A 17509-nucleotide genomic window follows, 5' to 3' on the forward strand; every position below is an offset into this window, starting at 1 on the left:
CATCATGAACTTTAAACGCCAAGCTGGGTTCACCCTATTAGAAGTATTACTTGTGGCATTGCTGATGGGCTTAACTGCCGCAGCAGTCACAATGACTTCTGGTACATCGGGACCTGAGCAAGCGTTAACAAAGACGGCAAGAAAGTTCATTGCAACTACCGAATTGGTCATCGAAGAAACCATTCTTAGTGGTCAATTTTTAGGTATTGTCGTTGAAGAAGATGAGTACGAATTCGTCTACTACAAAGACGGTAAGTGGGAGCCACTAACTGGCGACCGACAACTTGCTCCGCAACAAATGGAACAAGACGTCAGTTTGAGCTTATTGCTCGATGGCTTGCCGTTAGTTCAAGAAGATGAAGACGATGAATCATGGTTCGATGAGCCATTGATTGATGAGTCAAAAGAAGACAAGAAGAAAAACCCTGAACCACAAATACTTTTGTTCCCAAGTGGCGAAATGACGACATTCGAACTGAGCTTTTTAACCGATGACCAAAACGGTAAAGAAGTTGAAGTATTGGTGGTTGGTGATGCCATGGGCCGTCTAGCAATAGGAAGCTTCGATGAAGATCAGTAAAGGCATGACCTTGCTTGAAGTCATCGTTGCATTAGCGGTGTTTTCAATAGCAGCCGTTGCAGTCACAAAAAGTATAGGCGACCAAATGGCTAATCTTCCTATATTGGAAGAGCGCACCTTAGCCCAGTGGGTTGCAAGTAATCAAATGGTTGAAGCGAGATTAATAGAGACATTCCCAGAACTTGGCACTAAAAATGGTCAGGTAGAGCTCGCGGGAAAAGATTGGTATTGGCGTCAGGAAGTGGTTAAAACCACCGACGACAATTTTAGAATGATTAGAGTCTTAGTCAGCGATGAAGATCGGTTTAACCGAACTGTTGCCCAAGTGAGTAGTTATGTTCACAACGCAGGCTGACCTAAATCAACGTAAACAAGCAGGTTTTACCTTGCTTGAAATGCTTATTTCAATTGCAATTTTTGCCATGATAGGTCTGGCTGCTAATGCTGTGCTGTCAACGGTAATGAAAAATGATGAAGCCACTAAAGAGTTCTCTGTAAGGTTAAAAGCTTTGCAACAGGGATTTGGTGTAATTGAGCGAGACCTTGGTCAAATCGTAGCAAGAACCCAACGCGGACTTGATGGAGAGCGAACCAGTTCAGTATTTCAAACTGGTGATAATATGCTGGATTCAGAAACCGAAGCATTGGTGTTTTTTCGCTTAGGTTGGCTTAATCCTGATGGAATGTTGCCCAGAGGCAGCCTACAGTCTGTGGCTTATATTGTTCAAGATGGCCGATTAGAGCGTTGGTATTATCCTTATCCTGAACCAGTAGTCGGTGCTGAACCATTAAAAAGTTTAATTATTGAAGATGTGATTGATATTAAATATTCCTTCTTTGTCGGTGATAAGTGGGAGCGTAAAGTGGATGCTTCTTCGTTACCACTAGGTATTGCGATGGAACTTGAGATTGAAGGCTTAGGGACTATTGAACGTCGTTTCTTATTACCAAAAGGCGGCAGTACTAACAGTAGCTCTGATGAAGACAATTCAGGTGGAAGTGGTGACAGCGGTAATACCGACGAAACAGATGAAGCTAAAGAAGATGGGTAATCACAAATGATGAAACATCAATTACCCGGGATTCGCAAGCAGCGCGGGGTGGCGTTGTTAGTGGTATTGCTTATTGTTGCTTTGGTCGTGATCATCGCGACTAATATTACTAGCCGTAATCAACTGTCGATGCGTCGAACATTGAACTTAGCCCAATATGATCAAGCTTATTGGTATGCGATGTCGGCAGAAGAGTTGTCGAAAAAGACCTTAAAACAAGATATGGAAGATAGCGACGGTACGGTGCATCTTCAACAATACTGGGCTCTTGCCGATGTTATTTTCCCTGCCGAGTATGGTGAAATCGGCGGTGAAATTATGGATATGCGTTCTTGTTTTAACATTAACGCTTTATCGGTGACATCATCAGAAGTAGAAAATGGGCAGCCCAAGTTAACGCTTGCCGCGAGCCAATATAAAGCTTTGCTAGTCGCTTTAGGTATGGATGATTTTGGCGCAGAAAGACTGACCCATACCTTAATTGACTATCTTGATGACGATACAACATCAATGCCTTATGGCGCCGAAGATGCTGAGTACGAATCACGCAATGTGCCGTATCGTACAGCCAATACATTGATGAATCATCGCAGTGAACTCAGAGCGGTGATGGGATACAACCAGCAAGTGTACATGACATTATTACCGTATATTTGTGCAATCCCTGGTGATAATCAGCAAGTGCTCAATGTGAATACCATTGAGGTTGAACAAGCTGCATTATTAGTTGGCATGTTAGACAATAAAATCAGCCAAAGTGATGCTGAAAGTTTAATTAACCAAAGGCCTGCAGATGGTTTCGAAACCGCTGCTGAGTTTTGGGAAAATAATACCCTTGCTAGCATAGCGACTGAAAGCAATATGAAATCGAGCATAGTCGTCGACAGTAATTTCTTTTTACTGAAAGCTGGAGCTAGAGTCGATAACGCAACCTTTAGAATGGACAGCGTATTACAGCGAAGCGGTACCAATTTCGAAGTACTGACTCGTCAATATGGCGGGCAACAATAATGAATAAGCGAAACAACCCGCTGCAATTAGCAATACAGCTGTTGCAGCTTGTGGAGAATAACAGTGTCTGAACGGCTTTTTATCCGATTAGGAAAAACATCAGAAAGCCCTTGTTCTTGGCTAGTGTGGTCAGAACAGGAGCAAGAAATTATTGCCTCAGGTGAGTTAAGTGATGCTGCAAGCTTAACCAGTTTAACTGAGCGTGCCGGCAACCGTCCGGTTGATGTTTTAGTTCCTGCATCTAGTATGACATTGACGCAAATTGAATTGCCTGAAAAGAATCAGCGCCAAGCATTAAAGGCTTTGCCATTTATGCTGGAAGAAACTATCGCATCTAATGTTGAAGATATGCATTTTGTCGTTGGCCCAAGAGAGGGAGAGCATCTTAATGTTGTTGCTGTAGCTCATGAGCAAATGCAAGATTGGATGTCATGGTTGATGGATGCTGGCATTAAGGTCAAACGTATTGTGCCAGACTGCTTAGCCTTGCCATTAGAGCAGTGCCGTTGGGCTGCCCTCGATATGGGTGATGAACTACTGCTAAGAACTGGCGAAGGAAGTGGCGTTAGCTTACCAAAAACATGGTTAGACTTTGCGTTGCCGCAATTGATGCCTGAAAAGCAACAAGATGAAGCGCCTTTAAATATTGCAGCCTACAGTGAAGACTTAGTCTTTATGGATGCTGAAGTCGAGCCTAAACCACTCGATTTACCTATGATGGTTTTAGCTAAAGGTATCTTACAAGCGCCAATTAACTTATTAAGTGGTGTGTATTTACCTAAGCGGGAATACAGTAAGCATTTAATGCTTTGGAAAAATGTCGCGATTATTGCTGCTGTCGCGATTGTGCTTTCTTTGGTTAATAAAGGGCTGACTATACATCAATTGGAAAATCAGACTGCTGAAGTTAAACAACAAAGTGAAGCTATCTTTAAGCGGGTTATTCCTAGCGTGAATCGTATCGTCAATATTCGAAGTCAAATGGACTCGCAACTGCGGAGTATGCAAGGTCAAGGCGGTGGAGCTGCATTTTTTGAAATGCTAGATGGCTTACGCGGTTCATTTGAACAAGTCCCAGATTTAAAACCTAACTCTTTGCGTTTTGATGCCAACCGTAACGAACTTCGTATGCAGGTGACTGCTAAGACTTATGATCAAGTCGATAAGTTTAAAGAGTTAGTTGAAGCACGTTATGACTTAGACATGGGTGCGATTAATAGCGGTGAAGATGAAGTGAACACTACCCTGACATTGAGAGGCAAATAAGATGGAAAATTTGCAGACCTGGTGGAAAGGCTTAGCCCTACGTGAGCAACAATTGGTTGCCAGTTGTGGTGTGTTTGTGATTATCGGTATTTTATATTGGGGCATTTGGAGTCCAATTTCTCAAGCCGCTGAAGATGCTGAGATGAGACACCAATCAGAATTACAAACGCTAAACTATGTAAAGCAAACGGCGAATAAAATTGCAGGTTTGAAACAGTCAGGCTCAAGACCTACATCGAGTGGTAGTTTGAGTTCTGTTGTGAATCAGTTAGCGGGTCAATATAAGTTAGAAATTACTCGTATGCAGCCACAAGGAGATAAAATTCAATTGTGGATGGATGATGTACCGTTTGACAGTTTATTAAATTATTTACACGAACTTGTAGAAGAGAAAGGCTTAACACTGGAAAGTGTCGATTTATCTGAGTCGGATATCGCAGGTTTCGTCAAAGTACGTCGTATTCAACTGTCTAAGTAAGCAGGTATTGTAGTGAGTTTGATTAAGAAAATTATCATTGGCGTATTTATCTACCTTATTTTCATGGTGGTTTATATTCCTGCAAATTGGGTAGTGGGCATTGCGCCATTACCAAATAACATCAAAATAAGTGGTGTTACGGGGACTTTGTGGCAAGGCAGTGCGGATCTTGTATCTATTGATCGCCGCCTGATTGAGCAAGTTAAATGGGATTTAAACCCGTGGGCGTTACTCATCGGTACCGCTAATGTCGATTTGCAAATAGGTAGCCGCGCGACTGCAGTTAGTGGCCAAGGTGATATTAGTTGGTCACTGTCAGGTATTTCGGCAGACAATTTACGTTTTGAAGCGCCTAATCAATTTTTATTAGGTAATGCTCGCTTACCATTCAGAACGAAAGTCGGTGGTGATGTGAGTTTGATAGTTGAGCGTCTTGAGCAAGGTGAACCTTGGTGTGAGCAACTCTCTGGCAAACTATTTTTAAATAGTATTGATGTAAAAAATCAGTTTGGTGAATATCCACTTGGCGATATTGCTTTAGGGCTAAGTTGTATTGATGGCATGGTGCAATTGAATACCGATGACTCAATGAACACGATGGGCATTGAAGGCACGGCATCTCTTGGCGAGAATAATCGTTTTTCAGTTAGTGCTAAAATTAAGCCAACACCAGAACAACCAGAAGATTTGACTCAAGCATTATCATTTTTGGGTAAACAAGATAGCCAAGGCTATTACCCAATTAATTATAATGGGGTGATCCCAGGGTTATAACTGAATCAGCTTAAGTTGTAATTTAATGAAAAGGGCATGTTGATAACATGCCCTTTTTTGATCTTAAGCGTTGAAAGTATGTCTTAGCTTCGGGGTTAACCACCCAATAAATCCTGATGTAGCATTTGATAATCGTGAATGGCTGGGAAGTCAAAAAAGTCCTTATGGGGCTTTCGGCTATCGGGGTTTGAAATACCCAACTGAAAACCAATCCCTGCCTTTTTTGAAGCCTCAAGAATATGCTCATTATCATCAACAAATAAGCAGCGGCTTGGATCTAAATTAAATTGTTTAATCGCCTGCTGCCAAAATAACGGGTGTTCTTTAGGGTAACCTGTTTCATGACTTGAGAAGGTGGCATCTAAGCCATGACCTAAATCGGTATGGGCGAGTTTTAACTCCAGGCTTTTAGGATGTGCGTTGGTCAATAAGATCCGCTGTTTACCTGCACGATGAAGTGCCTGTAAAAAAGGCATACTGTCTTGACGCATTTGAATCCGCTCAACAAGGGAGTAGTGCAGGGTTAAAATGTCTAATCCAAGTTGCTGTTGCCAATAGTCAATGCAATACCAATCTAGCGTCCCTTCCACTTTATGGTATGACTGCTCGACTAGTTGCTGTGCTTCAGCCACTGAAATCTGTCTTTGTTGACTAAGTTGCTGTGGCACTAAAGTTAACCAAAAATGGTTATCGAAGTGCAAATCAAGCAAAGTGCCATCCATATCGAGTAAAACCGTGTCTATCTTATGCCAAGGAAACATGAAAATTCCAGTTGTAGAATATAGCTAGGGTAGTAAGATTGTAACTTGTCTAACGAAATTCGTCATATATGAGGTCTTAATGACAACTCGGCACAAAAAGCCTGAAATATTACATCGTGAGATTGTTGCGAAAAGTCGCTTGTTTCAAGTTGAACAACTTCACCTTAAGTTTTCAAATGGTGTTGAACGTCAATACGAACGAATGAGTGGTGCCAGTCGTGGTGCGGTAATGATTGTTCCGGTGCATAAAGGCAAGTTGTTGTTAGCCAAAGAGTATGCGGCAGGCACAGATAATTACGAACTGGGTTTTCCTAAAGGCTTAATTGACCCTGGGGAAGAAGCCATTGAAGCGGCTAATCGTGAACTTCAAGAAGAAATCGGTTTTGCCAGTAATAAGCTGACTTTATTAAAAGAGCTGAGTCTAGCCCCGGGTTATTTTGCCAGTAAAATGCAGATCTTCATCGCAGAAGATTTGTATGAAAGCACGCTTGAAGGCGATGAACCTGAGCCAATAGAAGTTATCCCTTATCCGTTAGAACAATGGCAAACTTTACTCGATAATGATGATTTTTCGGAGTCGAGAAGTGTTAGTGCATTATTTCTTGCACAGCAGTTTTTAGCAAAATAGTCGTTATAAATTAAAATAAAAACAAAATATTAGCCTAAGTTAACTACAAAAAAGCCTTAATTTGGTCTAACTTGACAGTATTCAGCGTATTATTTGGCGATTGGAGTCGTTATGAAGCCAGAAGAAGTTATTGAACAAGTCATCACAATTGCCATTGAGGCAGGTCAAAAAATTCGTGACATTTATGTCAAAGGCGATTTTGATCGAGAAATTAAATCAGATAATACGCCGGTGACTTCTGCAGATCTGGCTGCCAATGAGATCATTTGTGCAGGCCTTGCTGCATTGACCCCTGATATTCCAATTCTGAGTGAAGAAGCTGCTGATATCCCTTTTTCTGAGCGTGCCGAATGGCAACGATATTGGCTAGTAGATCCGCTAGATGGCACTGGTGAATTTATTGCCGGTAGTGGTGACTTCTCTGTCATTATTGCATTGGTTGAACACAACCGACCTTTAATGGGGGTGGTATATGTGCCAATGACTAAAGTGTGTTACTACGCCATAGCAGGTTTAGGTGCATATAAGCGTGACAGTAAAAATGAAGTGCGTATTACCAGTAGACAGATTGAGAATATTGAAGAGTCCGGCTTGAAGTTGGCGGTAAGTCGTCGACAAGATCCTCAATCGGTACTGAAATTATTAAGTCATCCTAAGAGCTGTGAGTTAGTTGTTTTAGGTGGCGCGGCTTTGAAAAGCTGTTTAGTGGCAGAAGGAAGAGCTGATTGTTATGTTCGCCTTGGGCCGACAGGAGAATGGGATACTGGTGCTGCACAGATTATTTTAGAAGAAGCTGGAGGCTCACTGATGGATATTAACCTGCAGCCAATGAGCTATAACGAGCGAGAAACATTAGAAAACCCTAACTTTATTGTTGTAGGTAGTCCAAGTTTAGCCTGGGATGACATTCTTACTAATTAATTGATTAGCTGATTAATTCGCTAATAACACTAAGCCCTCTGTTGAGGGCTTTTTTGTATCTCCATTTTGGATATATTGAGTTACTGACGAAAAATAAACTTATTGTGAACATTGTTTTTTATTTTGTTTGTTGTTAGGTTAGACACACTTAAACATGCAATAGGGCAATCTGATGGCAAGAAGGAAAGAGCATACCCATGGTGAGATTCATGGTATGGCCATTAAATCAGTAATGGAATACTTACAAACCGCCAAGCTTGAAAGCTTAAGCCTTCGTAAGGTCGCGGCACAAATAGGTTATGCACCTAGCACCTTGATAAATATTTTTGGTAGCTATCAACAATTGTTGTTATCAGTATCAGAACAAGTACTGACGAATTTATATCACTATTTATCTGCTTCGGTGAATAATAGTCATTCAGCTAGTGAACTCACAATTAGCTCAATCGACAACGTTCAGCCTCAAAAGTTAATTGAGCTGATGGCGCATCAGTACTTTCAGTTTGCTCATGAGCATCCTGCATGTTTTAAACTTGTTTTTGAACTGTCTGCGCCTGAAGGAATAGAACTGTCATCAAATCATCAGCTTGCTATTGATAGGCTATTTAATTTAATTGCTGAGCAGTTAAAGCTGCTTTTTGTTTCAGCCAATCAAGCGGATATTATTTTGATGAGTAGAGTGTTGTGGGGCGGGATCCACGGTTTAACCTGTCTTGCTATAGATGGAAAATTATTTACTGAACAAGCAGCGTTACCCGCCATGCTCAGTAGTCATGTTCATGGATATTTATTAGGCATGGCACAAGAAAAGGATTCTTCATGTTGTTAACTAAGCGATTTTTACCTTATTTCGTCACTCAGTGCTTAGGGGCATTGAACGACAATATCTATAAAAATGTATTACTACTGCTAGTGACTTATAGCCAAGTCAGTGAACTACCGATTAGCGTGAACATGTTTGTAAACCTCGCAGCTGGAGTATTTATTCTGCCGTTCTTTTTGTTTTCAGCTCATGCAGGAATGGTTGCCGATAACATGGATAAAGCAATGCTGATCCGCAGGCTAAAATTACTTGAACTGATTATTATGTCCTGCGCAGCAGTCGCAATTTTATCCCAGAGCTACTTAGTGATGTTATTGCTGTTATTTATGATGGGTAGTCAGTCTGCTTATTTTGGCCCAGTAAAATATTCGTTATTACCGCAAACACTTAAAGAGAGTGAGCTAGTCACTGGTAATGCTTGGGTAGAAATGGGGACCTTTATCTCAATTTTAGTCGGCACATTATCTGCCGGATTGATCGTAGCAAGTGACCACAGTTTAGTTGGCGCTGCGACGATTGTAGTGACGTTGTCGGCAATTGGTTACCTGTCGAGTCGTGCGATACCTGCGTTGCCGCCTCAAGGAAAAATTGACAAGATTCGTTTCACTCCGTTTTCTGGTACGTGGCGCAGTATTGCTAAAGTTAGAAAAACACCGGGTATTTGGATGGCTATTCTAGCTATCAGCTGGTTTTGGTTTTTAGGTGCGACATACCTAACGCAGTTTCCTAACTTTGCCAAATTACACTTACATGCCGATGCTACTGTGGTGTCTTTATTATTAGCACTATTTTCTATTGGTATTGCGGTAGGTTCGTGGATTTGTGAGCGCGTGTCATATGGTCATGTTGAGTTAGGTGTTTTACCTTTCGGTGTTCTAGGTTTAACGGTATTTGGCGTCGATTTAATTTTTGCTATTCCACCTGCATCAGCAGATTTAAGTTTTGTTTATGGCTTCAGCAGTTTTATTAGCGATCCGCAGCATTTTCGAGTGATGGCCGACTTATTTATGGTTGGTCTCAGTGGTGGTTTATTCATTGTGCCGCTATACGCCTTTATTCAATCCCGCGCAGCAAAGGATGAATGTGCTCAAGCGATTGCAGCTAACAATATTATTAATGCTTTGTTTATGGTGGTGGCGGCAATTCTATCGATAATATTACTTGGGGTGCTTGAATGGAGTATCCCTGATTTGTTCTTGTTGTTGGCTGCAATGAATACCGTGGTAGCAGTGTATGTGTACTCGCAAGTACCTGAATTTGCGCAGCGCTTTATCAGTTACTTATTAAGTCACTTCATGTATCGGGTAAAGGTAAATGGCCGAGAGCGGATCCCCGCTCAAGGTGCTGGGGTGATTGTGTGTAATCATGTCAGTTATGTCGATGCATTGATTATTATGGGCGCTTCAACAAGACCAATTCGCTTTGTTATGGATAAGTCTATTAGTGAAATCCCTTTGCTTAAGTATTTGTTTCGTCATGCGGGCGTTATTCCTATTTGTTCGCCTAAGCAATGTGAGCAAACCTATGAGCAAGCTTTTGAGCAAATTCATCACGCACTGAACAATGATGAGCTTGTGTGTATTTTTCCTGAGGGCAGATTATCAGTCGATGGTGATATTGCTGAGTTTAGACCTGGGATTGAGCGTATATTAAAGCGTGACCCTGTTACTGTCATCCCTATGGCATTAAGTGGCCTGTGGGGGTCTTATTTTAGCCATAAGGGTGGGCACGCACTGACCACTCGTCCGAAACGTTTCTGGTCAAAAGTAGAAGTGAATATTGCTGAAGCTGTTGATGGTGTTGCACTAGGACGTCATGGCTTACATAAAAGTGTTAGTGAAATATTTGAGAAACAAGCGGCTGAGAATAGCCTTTAGGTTTATCTAGCGGTAATACTAGCTTTATTAAATAGCGCACTTACGTTGAGTGCGCTTTTTTATTTTGAACAGTTACTTGATAGCCATTCATTTATAGCCTGATGATCGCCAGTGAAAATAACCCGTTGTTGTTTTTTGCTAAGTTGGTATTGATACATTGGGTCGTAGTAATGACTAAGTAAGGCTGCTATCCAATCGAAGTGAGCAGATAAGTCGTTTCTATTAAACTGACTATTGATGGCTTGCTCAATTAATACCGTGAGCTCTGCATGTGTTTTACCGCCCAAACGCTTTTTAATACAGTTGATACTATTAAGTAAATATTCACTAAAGGCTTGTTTACCTTGCTCTGTTCCAAAGCGATGAATATAGGCTGTGGATTTATCGACGACATAGGCTTTGTGTAATCGAGTTAGTCGCTTATCAAAATCTTCTTCTAAAACGATTATTGGGCTACGCTGCATCGTTTGATAAAAATCTTGTGGAATAGCAGAGCGACCAATTAAATAACTTTCATCTTCTAATAACGTAAACTTGCTTGATAACTCTTGTTGCTTGAGTAACTGAACCGCTAAGTTGTTTTCAAAGTTAATTTGAGTCGGCTGAGGGTCAATATTCTTACCGAAACTAGAACCACGATGATTGGCCAAGCCTTCTAAGTCGATTGCCTCATTACGTTGTATTAATAGATCGGTTTTACCGCTGCCAGTTATACCACTGAGGATCAATAATGGCTGCTCAATCGTCGCAGCTTCAATGGTCTGAAGTAGATATTGGCGCATAGCTTTATATCCACCTTCAATGAAGGGAATATCGATACCTGCTTCTTTAATCCATTGCTGAGTCAGTTTAGAACGCAGCCCACCACGAAAACAATACAGATAAGCTTGTGGATGAAGTTGTATGTATTGCTGCCAAGCGTCTATACGTTGTTGCTTAGCTGTGCCATTAACTAGTTCATGACCTAAGTTGATGGCTGCAGTTTGCCCCTGCTGCTTATAGCAAGTGCCGACTTGTTTACGCTCCTCATCAGTCATTAACCCTATATTGGTTGATTGAGAAAATGCCCCTTTGTTAAATTCAATCGGTGCACGCACATCCAGTAAAGGCACATCATCTAGAAATAGGCGTCGGTAATCACTGCTTTTAATCAGATTGGTGGTCATTAGTTTAACGCCACCAATGGTAACGATAGGTTTTCACTTGTTGTTGATAACTGACCAATGCAAACTGGTTTTATATTTTGCTCATTTAGACAATCAACAAGTTGCTGTTCAGCACTTGGCGATACCGATATTAATAAGCCACCACTAGTTTGCGGGTCGCATAAAATGGCTTTTTGTTTATCTGTTAGCAGGCCTAAATGTTGTTTGTAGCTGTCAAAATTGCGCTGGGTTCCACCTGGAATGCAACCTAAGTTGAGATAGTGTTCTGCGCTATCCAATAATGGAATTTTATCAAACGATAATGTCGCTGCTAAGTTGGCTCCTTGGCAGACTTCGATTAAATGACCTGCTAACCCAAAACCTGTTACGTCAGTTAATGCATTAATGCCTTCAATGTTGGAAATGTTCTGGCCTATTTTATTAAGTTGGCACATAGCGTTGATGGCAATGTGGCTATCTTCATCCGCGAGCTTTTTCTGTTTTTGAGCAGTAGTTAATATTCCTATACCAATAGGCTTTGTGAGATAGAGTTTATCTCCAGCCTGCGCTTGATCATTTCGCTTAAGCTTAGCCAATGGTATTTGACCGGTTACTGCTAAACCAAAAATGGGTTCTGGTGCATCAATGCTGTGACCACCTGCTAGCATAATGCCTGCATCAGCACAGGCTTGTCGTCCACCTTCAATGACTTTTTGAGCCACTTCAGCAGACAAGATATTCACAGGCCAACCCAGGATCGCAATTGCCATAATAGGTGTACCACCCATGGCGTAGATGTCGCTTATAGCATTGGTTGCTGCAATCCGTCCAAAGGTAAAAGGATCATCAACAATCGGCATGAAAAAGTCAGTGGTGCTGATAATGCCGGTTTCAGAGTTTAATTGGTATACCGCTGCGTCATCACGGGATTGATTACCTACAAGTAAATTGGGATCGGTAAAGGCTGGAATATCACTGGCTAGAATGGTGCTGAGCACTTGAGGCGAAATCTTACAACCGCAGCCTGCGCCATGACTGTATTCGGTAAGTTTAATATCGGTTTCTGCCATGAAATGAATAACCTGTTTGGAAAGTCGATTATCCATCATAAACACAAACGGCTACCTTGCAAGGTAGCCGTTTCACATTAATCACAATCACTTGTTTTAATAAGCCGCTGTAATGTTATTCCAATTTTTCTTTTGAGCTAACAGGCGTGCTTTTAACTCTTCAACTTGTAAACTGAGTTGCTGATAGCTAAGTTGTTTGCGCTTAGCTTCAATCAAGCTCTTCTTTGCTTGATAGTACTCAACAAGATGTTGCTTCATTAGATCGTATTCAGCTTGAAAGTTAGCAATAATTTCATCACAGTTAGGCAAGTGAGCAACTTTGTCTTGAGCTCTTAATAACTGCATCTGTAATTTTGCACTTTCAATACGTTCTTGTGGTACAACGCGTAAATCTGATGCTAATCCTACCCAATGCATCGACTTTATTAGCCATTTGGTTGGGTCGTAATGCCACCATTTAATGCCATTACGGTAATCATTTTCAAAAATATGGTGGAAGTTATGATAGCCCTCGCCATAGGTTAATAAAGCAATCACACCATTATCACGGGCGGTATTTTTATTGGTGTATGGCTGGCTCCCCCAGATATGGGCAAGAGAGTTAATAAAGAAGGTGCAGTGATGCACAACAACAAGGCGAAGTAGTCCTGCCATCAGTACCATTGAAATGATATCATCGTTTAACCAGCCTAAAAACGCAGGTAAACCAATGTTCATCAATACCACTAATGCGAGATAGTGCTTATGCTGCCACATTACGATGGCATCTTTTTGCAAGTCGCGAACGTTGTTGTAATCATGGTAACGGCTGGCTTGATATTCACGTAACATCCAACCAATATGGCTGTACCAGAAGCCTTTTTTGGCTGAATAAGGGTCTTTGTCGTTATTGTCCACATGCTTGTGGTGAATACGATGATCGGATGACCAATGCAATGCACTATTTTGCAAGGCAAGTGCTCCACCAAGCGCAAATAAGAAACGCATAACAGGATGAGCTTTATATGCTTTATGTGACCATAGTCTATGGTAACCAGCGGTAATTGATAAACCACTGGCAAAAGCGAGCACTACAAAGGCTATCCATTCAATAGCCTCAAAACCATGGGTCATTCCACGCCAAGGAACAAGCGTGATAGCACCCAATAAGGTGAGTGCAAATAGAGATGTATTTAACCAAATAATCGGTGGTTTTTTCATTAAAATAATCCAAAAAACTTATTGGGCGTACAGTTGTACGCTAATTTAACTTACCCTCATTCCATGGTCAAGCTTTGAAGGGCTGTGTTTCTTGGTTAAAAACGGTATTATCTGTGCACTAACATTTACTAAATGGATTCTATACATGGGTGTAAGAGCATTACAGAAAGAAAAAACCCGTCGTGCATTGGTAGATGCCGCTTTTAATCAACTCAGTGCTGAGCGTAGTTTTTCAAGTTTAAGTTTACGTGAGGTAGCACGGGAAGCAGGGATTGCACCGACATCTTTTTATCGCCATTTTAAAGACATGAACGAATTAGGTCTTACTATGGTTGATGAAGGCGGGTTAACACTAAGACAAATGATGCGTAAAGGCCGTCAACGTGCTGAAGCTGGTGGTAGTGTTATTCGTATCTCTGTGGATACTTTTGTCGAAGTGCTGGAATCAAACCCAAACGTGTTTCGTATTCTATTACACGAGCGTTCAGGTACGTCAGCTGCTTTTCGCGCTGCAGTTGCTAGAGAAATTGAACACTTTATTTCCGAGCTGTCACATTATACTGAAGCCACTGCTGGTCGAACGCCTATGTTAGCAAGGGTTCAGGCAGAAGCTTTGGTGACCTTAGTGTTTAATGCTGGTGCATCGGCATTAGATATGAAACGTGCAGATAGAAAAGTGTTAGCCGACCATTTAGTGCTGCAATTACGTATGGTGGCTAAAGGTGCTGAAGCACTGCAACATAAAGTAGAAACCAAATAATTTATAGAATTTGTTTATTCTAGAAACATAAAAGGCGGTGTTGTGATATCACAACACCGCCTTTTTGATCTTAGGACTTTACTAGACTAGGTTCGAGCTCTTAGACTTTTGCTTTACGTTCAAGCAACACACCCGACTCCATATGGTGGGTATAAGGGAACTGATCAAATAAAGCGAAACGAGTAATTTCGTGAGTCTGGCTTAGTGTTGCTAAGTTGTCTTTTAACGTGTCAGGGTTACAAGAGATATATAGAATGCGATCGTAGTTTTGCATTAATGATAATGTATCATCATCAATACCTGCACGTGGTGGGTCAACAAAAATAGTATTACAGTCATAACTGTCTAAATCGATACCTTCCAAACGGCGGTAAGTTCTCTTTTTAGCCATTGCATCACTGAAGTCTTCAGCTGACATACGAATGATTTGCAGGTTTTCAATGTTGTTGATTGCAATATTGTACTGTGCAGCATCCACAGACGGTTTAGCCAGTTCAGTGGCGAGTACACGATCAAAGTTAGGTGCGAGAGCTATGGTGAAATTACCATTACCGCAGTACAGCTCTAGTAAGTCGCCAGTACTGTTTTTAGTGGCAGATATCGCCCATTCAAGCATTTTGACTGAAACTTTGGCGTTTGGCTGAGTAAAGCTGTTTTCTATTTGCTTATACTTAAGTTCGTTGCCATCTACAGTTAGCGTTTCAACCACGAAGTCTTTATCTAAGTCGATTTTTTGCTTACGCGCACGGCCGATAAAGTTAACGTTAAATTTTTCAGATAAACGTTGTTTCATTTGCTCAGCTTGTTCGCGCCACTCATCATTAAGTTGACGGTGGTAAAGCAGAGATACTAGAATTTCACCGCTAAGGGTTGATAAAAAATCAACTTGGAAAAGCTTAAAGCGCAAGTCATTATTTGGACGAAGCTCTTCCATTAAGGCTGTCATCACTTCATTAATAAGTTTGCCAGCAGGAAGATATTGTTCGCAACGCACTTTTTCATTCAGTGCTTTATCAAACATGTAATAGAATAAGTCATCACCGTCATGCCAAACTCGAAATTCTGCACGCATGCGGTAATTTGCAGGTTCCGAAGCAAAAACCTCTAAACTAGGCGGAGTAAACTCGGCAAAGGTCTGTTCAAGCTTGATACGCTTTTCTTCGAGTTGCGCATCATAGTTTTTAGGATCCATTGCAGCTAAATTCATTTTGTTCCACCATAGGCTGTAAATTAAGGGCGCAAATATTATACTACACACCGCTGATGTCCAGCGGATTGGCGTGTTCTTGGTTGATTAAAGCAAAATATCCTTGAATTCCTATTAATAAATACTCTTATCGGAGAATATCTTGGTCGGTCCTATACTCATTTTTGATTCAGGCATTGGTGGCTTATCTGTGTTTGAGCATATTCACAGTCGATTACCCAACCATGATATTTACTATTTGTTTGATAATGCCCGCCTCCCGTATGGCGATCTCGAAGAGCAAGAGTTGATTAGAGGCTGTGTTGCGTTAATCATAAATCAGGTAGAAAAAATTAAGGCTTCTGTAGTAGTAGTAGCGTGTAATAGTGCAAGTACATTAGTATTACCAGAACTAAGAAATCAATTATCTATTCCTGTTGTAGGTGTCGTACCTGCAATTAAGCCTGCAGCGCTAATATCAAAGACTCGACATATTGGTTTACTGGCAACACCTGGTACTGTTACAAGACAGTACACACAAGATTTGATCAAGTCTTTTGCTGGTGGCTGTGAAGTCACTTTGATAGGTTCATCGGAGTTGGTGTTAATCGCAGAAACTAAGGCAAAAAAACAAGATATCAATTTTGGTCAAATCGCAGAGATACTATCCCCTATTAATAACAGCAATATAGATACACTGGTATTGGGCTGCACTCACTTCCCGCTATTACAGCAAGAAATCAAGCGAGCATTAACTCATCCTGTGCAATTACTGGATTCTGGTGATGCAATTGCCACTAGAGTCATGTCACTGATAAAAGATAATGATATAGCGAAAGGGAAGTTGAAAGCAGGTTTTACAAAAGGGGTTGATGAAGGGCTTAAAATGACATTAGCTGACTACGGGTTTACACAGTTAGAGTGCATTACCGCAGCCAACTAATAGGGTCTTACTAACTTTCTTTATTTTGATCCGCTGGATCTGATTCTTGAGATTTGGCTTCACGTACTTTTAAGGTACGCTCTTGGAAGCTGTAATCATTCAATTTGTTCATCGCTTTCTTTGCACCAGCTTCTGACATTTCTACGAAACCGAAACCCTTACGACGACCTGTTTTTCTGTCACGAACTAAACGCACTGAATTTACTGGACCATACTCACCAAAAAGTGATTTTACTTCACCTTCGTGAACACGATACGGAAGGTTACCAACATATAAAGTCATTGTTGGGCCGACATAAGGTTCATTTGAACCTGCAGCAGATGAAGAAGGTGCGAAAGTGAAAATAAGACTAGCTAACATTACACCTGCAATAAAAGACACAACAAGTTGAACATTGTTAGAAAGAGCGTAAATGATGACTGCGCCAATTAGCGCCACAACTAAGGTAATAACAAATGACTTCTGCATAAGTTTATCTCTAATAAAAATGAAAAATGATAAATAACTGTTAAAAAGCATTGCTATGGTAATGAATTATTAGCGCTTTCACCATACTATGATGAAAAAATGAGCTCAAAACACAATAAAAACTCCGTAGCACTATATTAAAGTAGAATAAAATCGCTTCAAAAATACCCATAGCAGTCAAAAATAAAGCGATCTGAGCAAAAGATCTCCTGTCGATTCTATTTATTATAAAAAGCCCTTGCGGTGTTTCAGAATCTGCCTATAATGCGCATCCACTGACACGGCAAACCACGCAGTAGCATGGTGTACACGCTAAATCGGTTCACTGTAAAGTGACGCTGAAAAGAGTTTTTAAATTAGTTTAAAAATGACTTGACGCGAAACGGGAATTGCGTAAAATACGCATCCCTAGCCACTCGGGCTTACCGAGATGCGCTAACGCTCTTTAACAATTTATCAAGTAATCTGTGTGGACACTCACAGGTGTTGAGTTAATCGAAATTGTCACTTAGGTGGCAATCAAAATTATTATCAATGTAACGATGAGTGTTCATAGCAATATGTA

The 17509-nt window shown here is 41.0% G+C and carries 19 protein-coding genes; 13 read left to right on the top strand and 6 right to left on the bottom strand.

Annotated elements, in window-relative coordinates:
• The first annotated feature begins 4 nt into the window (after positions 1-4).
• The 7 genes from gspH (at position 5) to K5Q58_RS11350 (ending at position 5161) form a co-directional block, all read left to right on the top strand.
• Positions 5-580 (top strand): type II secretion system minor pseudopilin GspH, encoded by a 576-nt coding sequence (gene gspH, locus K5Q58_RS11320; RefSeq protein ID WP_220754036.1) that lies wholly within the window; start codon positions 5-7, stop codon positions 578-580.
• Entirely contained in the window at positions 567-935 is a 369-nt protein-coding gene (gspI, locus tag K5Q58_RS11325; protein WP_220754037.1) for a type II secretion system minor pseudopilin GspI, read from the top strand. The genes gspH and gspI overlap by 14 nt, the downstream gene beginning before the upstream one ends.
• Positions 916-1632 carry a type II secretion system minor pseudopilin GspJ gene (gspJ, locus tag K5Q58_RS11330; RefSeq protein ID WP_220754038.1) on the top strand — a complete coding sequence of 239 codons (717 nt, stop codon included), beginning with the start codon at positions 916-918 and terminating at the stop codon, positions 1630-1632. The genes gspI and gspJ overlap by 20 nt, the downstream gene beginning before the upstream one ends.
• 9 nt (positions 1633-1641) lie before the next feature.
• On the top strand, positions 1642-2643 hold the full coding sequence (gspK, locus tag K5Q58_RS11335; RefSeq protein ID WP_220754058.1) for a type II secretion system minor pseudopilin GspK: 1002 nt from the start codon (positions 1642-1644) through the stop codon (positions 2641-2643).
• A gap of 63 nt (positions 2644-2706) precedes the next feature.
• Complete coding sequence (gspL, locus tag K5Q58_RS11340) at positions 2707-3909, top strand: type II secretion system protein GspL (RefSeq protein ID WP_220754039.1); 1203 nt, start codon at positions 2707-2709, stop codon at positions 3907-3909.
• 1 nt (position 3910) lies between these two features.
• A complete protein-coding gene (locus tag K5Q58_RS11345) occupies positions 3911-4387 on the top strand; it encodes a type II secretion system protein M (protein WP_220754040.1) in 477 nt (158 codons plus the stop codon).
• 12 nt (positions 4388-4399) lie between these two features.
• The gene (locus K5Q58_RS11350) at positions 4400-5161 is read left to right on the top strand and encodes a type II secretion system protein N (protein ID WP_220754041.1); all 762 of its coding nucleotides are present in this window, start codon (positions 4400-4402) and stop codon (positions 5159-5161) included.
• Positions 5162-5256: 95 nt separating this feature from the next.
• Here K5Q58_RS11350 and yrfG read toward each other — a convergent pair whose 3' ends face one another.
• Positions 5257-5922, bottom strand: a complete 666-nt coding sequence (gene yrfG / locus K5Q58_RS11355; RefSeq protein WP_220754042.1) for a GMP/IMP nucleotidase — start codon at positions 5920-5922, stop codon at positions 5257-5259.
• Positions 5923-6001: 79 nt separating this feature from the next.
• Here yrfG and nudE point away from each other — a divergent pair, with 79 nt between their 5' ends.
• From nudE to K5Q58_RS11375, 4 genes are all read left to right on the top strand, one after another.
• Positions 6002-6550 (top strand): ADP compounds hydrolase NudE, encoded by a 549-nt coding sequence (gene nudE / locus K5Q58_RS11360; protein WP_220754043.1) that lies wholly within the window; start codon positions 6002-6004, stop codon positions 6548-6550.
• A gap of 111 nt (positions 6551-6661) precedes the next feature.
• Positions 6662-7471, top strand: a complete 810-nt coding sequence (cysQ, locus tag K5Q58_RS11365; RefSeq protein ID WP_220754044.1) for a 3'(2'),5'-bisphosphate nucleotidase CysQ — start codon at positions 6662-6664, stop codon at positions 7469-7471.
• Between the two features lie 172 nt (positions 7472-7643).
• On the top strand, positions 7644-8300 hold the full coding sequence (locus tag K5Q58_RS11370; RefSeq protein WP_220754045.1) for a TetR/AcrR family transcriptional regulator: 657 nt from the start codon (positions 7644-7646) through the stop codon (positions 8298-8300).
• Positions 8291-10171, top strand: coding sequence for an MFS transporter (locus tag K5Q58_RS11375; RefSeq protein WP_220754046.1), 1881 nt, complete (start codon positions 8291-8293; stop codon positions 10169-10171). The genes K5Q58_RS11370 and K5Q58_RS11375 overlap by 10 nt, the downstream gene beginning before the upstream one ends.
• 59 nt (positions 10172-10230) lie before the next feature.
• Here the strand turns inward: K5Q58_RS11375 and mnmH are convergent, their stop codons facing one another.
• The 3 genes from mnmH to K5Q58_RS11390 form a co-directional block, all read right to left on the bottom strand.
• Complete coding sequence (gene mnmH, locus K5Q58_RS11380; RefSeq protein WP_220754047.1) at positions 10231-11337, bottom strand: tRNA 2-selenouridine(34) synthase MnmH; 1107 nt, start codon at positions 11335-11337, stop codon at positions 10231-10233.
• A complete protein-coding gene (gene selD, locus K5Q58_RS11385; RefSeq protein ID WP_220754048.1) occupies positions 11337-12386 on the bottom strand; it encodes a selenide, water dikinase SelD in 1050 nt (349 codons plus the stop codon). The genes mnmH and selD overlap by 1 nt, the downstream gene beginning before the upstream one ends.
• A 96-nt stretch (positions 12387-12482) precedes the next feature.
• On the bottom strand, positions 12483-13586 hold the full coding sequence (locus tag K5Q58_RS11390; protein ID WP_220754049.1) for a fatty acid desaturase: 1104 nt from the start codon (positions 13584-13586) through the stop codon (positions 12483-12485).
• A 145-nt stretch (positions 13587-13731) separates the two neighbouring features.
• Here K5Q58_RS11390 and fabR point away from each other — a divergent pair, with 145 nt between their 5' ends.
• The gene (gene fabR, locus K5Q58_RS11395) at positions 13732-14346 is read left to right on the top strand and encodes an HTH-type transcriptional repressor FabR (protein WP_102527639.1); all 615 of its coding nucleotides are present in this window, start codon (positions 13732-13734) and stop codon (positions 14344-14346) included.
• Between the two features lie 100 nt (positions 14347-14446).
• Here the strand turns inward: fabR and trmA are convergent, their stop codons facing one another.
• Positions 14447-15553 carry a tRNA (uridine(54)-C5)-methyltransferase TrmA gene (trmA, locus tag K5Q58_RS11400; RefSeq protein WP_220754050.1) on the bottom strand — a complete coding sequence of 369 codons (1107 nt, stop codon included), beginning with the start codon at positions 15551-15553 and terminating at the stop codon, positions 14447-14449.
• 142 nt (positions 15554-15695) lie between these two features.
• On the opposite strand from trmA, the gene murI reads away from it, so the two are divergent.
• Positions 15696-16475, top strand: a complete 780-nt coding sequence (gene murI, locus K5Q58_RS11405) for a glutamate racemase (protein ID WP_220754051.1) — start codon at positions 15696-15698, stop codon at positions 16473-16475.
• Between the two features lie 10 nt (positions 16476-16485).
• Here murI and K5Q58_RS11410 read toward each other — a convergent pair whose 3' ends face one another.
• Complete coding sequence (locus tag K5Q58_RS11410) at positions 16486-16944, bottom strand: RNA-binding protein (RefSeq protein ID WP_220754052.1); 459 nt, start codon at positions 16942-16944, stop codon at positions 16486-16488.
• Positions 16945-17509: the final 565 nt, after the last annotated feature.

This window comes from Shewanella sp. KT0246, assembly GCF_019654955.1.
In the GTDB taxonomy this organism is placed as follows: Bacteria; Pseudomonadota; Gammaproteobacteria; order Enterobacterales; family Shewanellaceae; genus Shewanella; species Shewanella goraebulensis.

Coding starts and splice junctions, on each gene's coding strand:
- gspH (WP_220754036.1), top strand. CDS start 5: ATGAACTTTAAACGCCAAGCTGGGTTCACCCTATTAGAAGTATTACTT.
- gspI (WP_220754037.1), top strand. CDS start 567: ATGAAGATCAGTAAAGGCATGACCTTGCTTGAAGTCATCGTTGCATTA.
- gspJ (WP_220754038.1), top strand. CDS start 916: ATGTTCACAACGCAGGCTGACCTAAATCAACGTAAACAAGCAGGTTTT.
- gspK (WP_220754058.1), top strand. CDS start 1,642: ATGAAACATCAATTACCCGGGATTCGCAAGCAGCGCGGGGTGGCGTTG.
- K5Q58_RS11345 (WP_220754040.1), top strand. CDS start 3,911: ATGGAAAATTTGCAGACCTGGTGGAAAGGCTTAGCCCTACGTGAGCAA.
- yrfG (WP_220754042.1), bottom strand. CDS start 5,922: ATGTTTCCTTGGCATAAGATAGACACGGTTTTACTCGATATGGATGGC.
- nudE (WP_220754043.1), top strand. CDS start 6,002: ATGACAACTCGGCACAAAAAGCCTGAAATATTACATCGTGAGATTGTT.
- cysQ (WP_220754044.1), top strand. CDS start 6,662: ATGAAGCCAGAAGAAGTTATTGAACAAGTCATCACAATTGCCATTGAG.
- K5Q58_RS11370 (WP_220754045.1), top strand. CDS start 7,644: ATGGCAAGAAGGAAAGAGCATACCCATGGTGAGATTCATGGTATGGCC.
- K5Q58_RS11375 (WP_220754046.1), top strand. CDS start 8,291: ATGTTGTTAACTAAGCGATTTTTACCTTATTTCGTCACTCAGTGCTTA.
- mnmH (WP_220754047.1), bottom strand. CDS start 11,337: ATGACCACCAATCTGATTAAAAGCAGTGATTACCGACGCCTATTTCTA.
- selD (WP_220754048.1), bottom strand. CDS start 12,386: ATGGCAGAAACCGATATTAAACTTACCGAATACAGTCATGGCGCAGGC.
- K5Q58_RS11390 (WP_220754049.1), bottom strand. CDS start 13,586: ATGAAAAAACCACCGATTATTTGGTTAAATACATCTCTATTTGCACTC.
- fabR (WP_102527639.1), top strand. CDS start 13,732: ATGGGTGTAAGAGCATTACAGAAAGAAAAAACCCGTCGTGCATTGGTA.
- trmA (WP_220754050.1), bottom strand. CDS start 15,553: ATGAATTTAGCTGCAATGGATCCTAAAAACTATGATGCGCAACTCGAA.
- K5Q58_RS11410 (WP_220754052.1), bottom strand. CDS start 16,944: ATGCAGAAGTCATTTGTTATTACCTTAGTTGTGGCGCTAATTGGCGCA.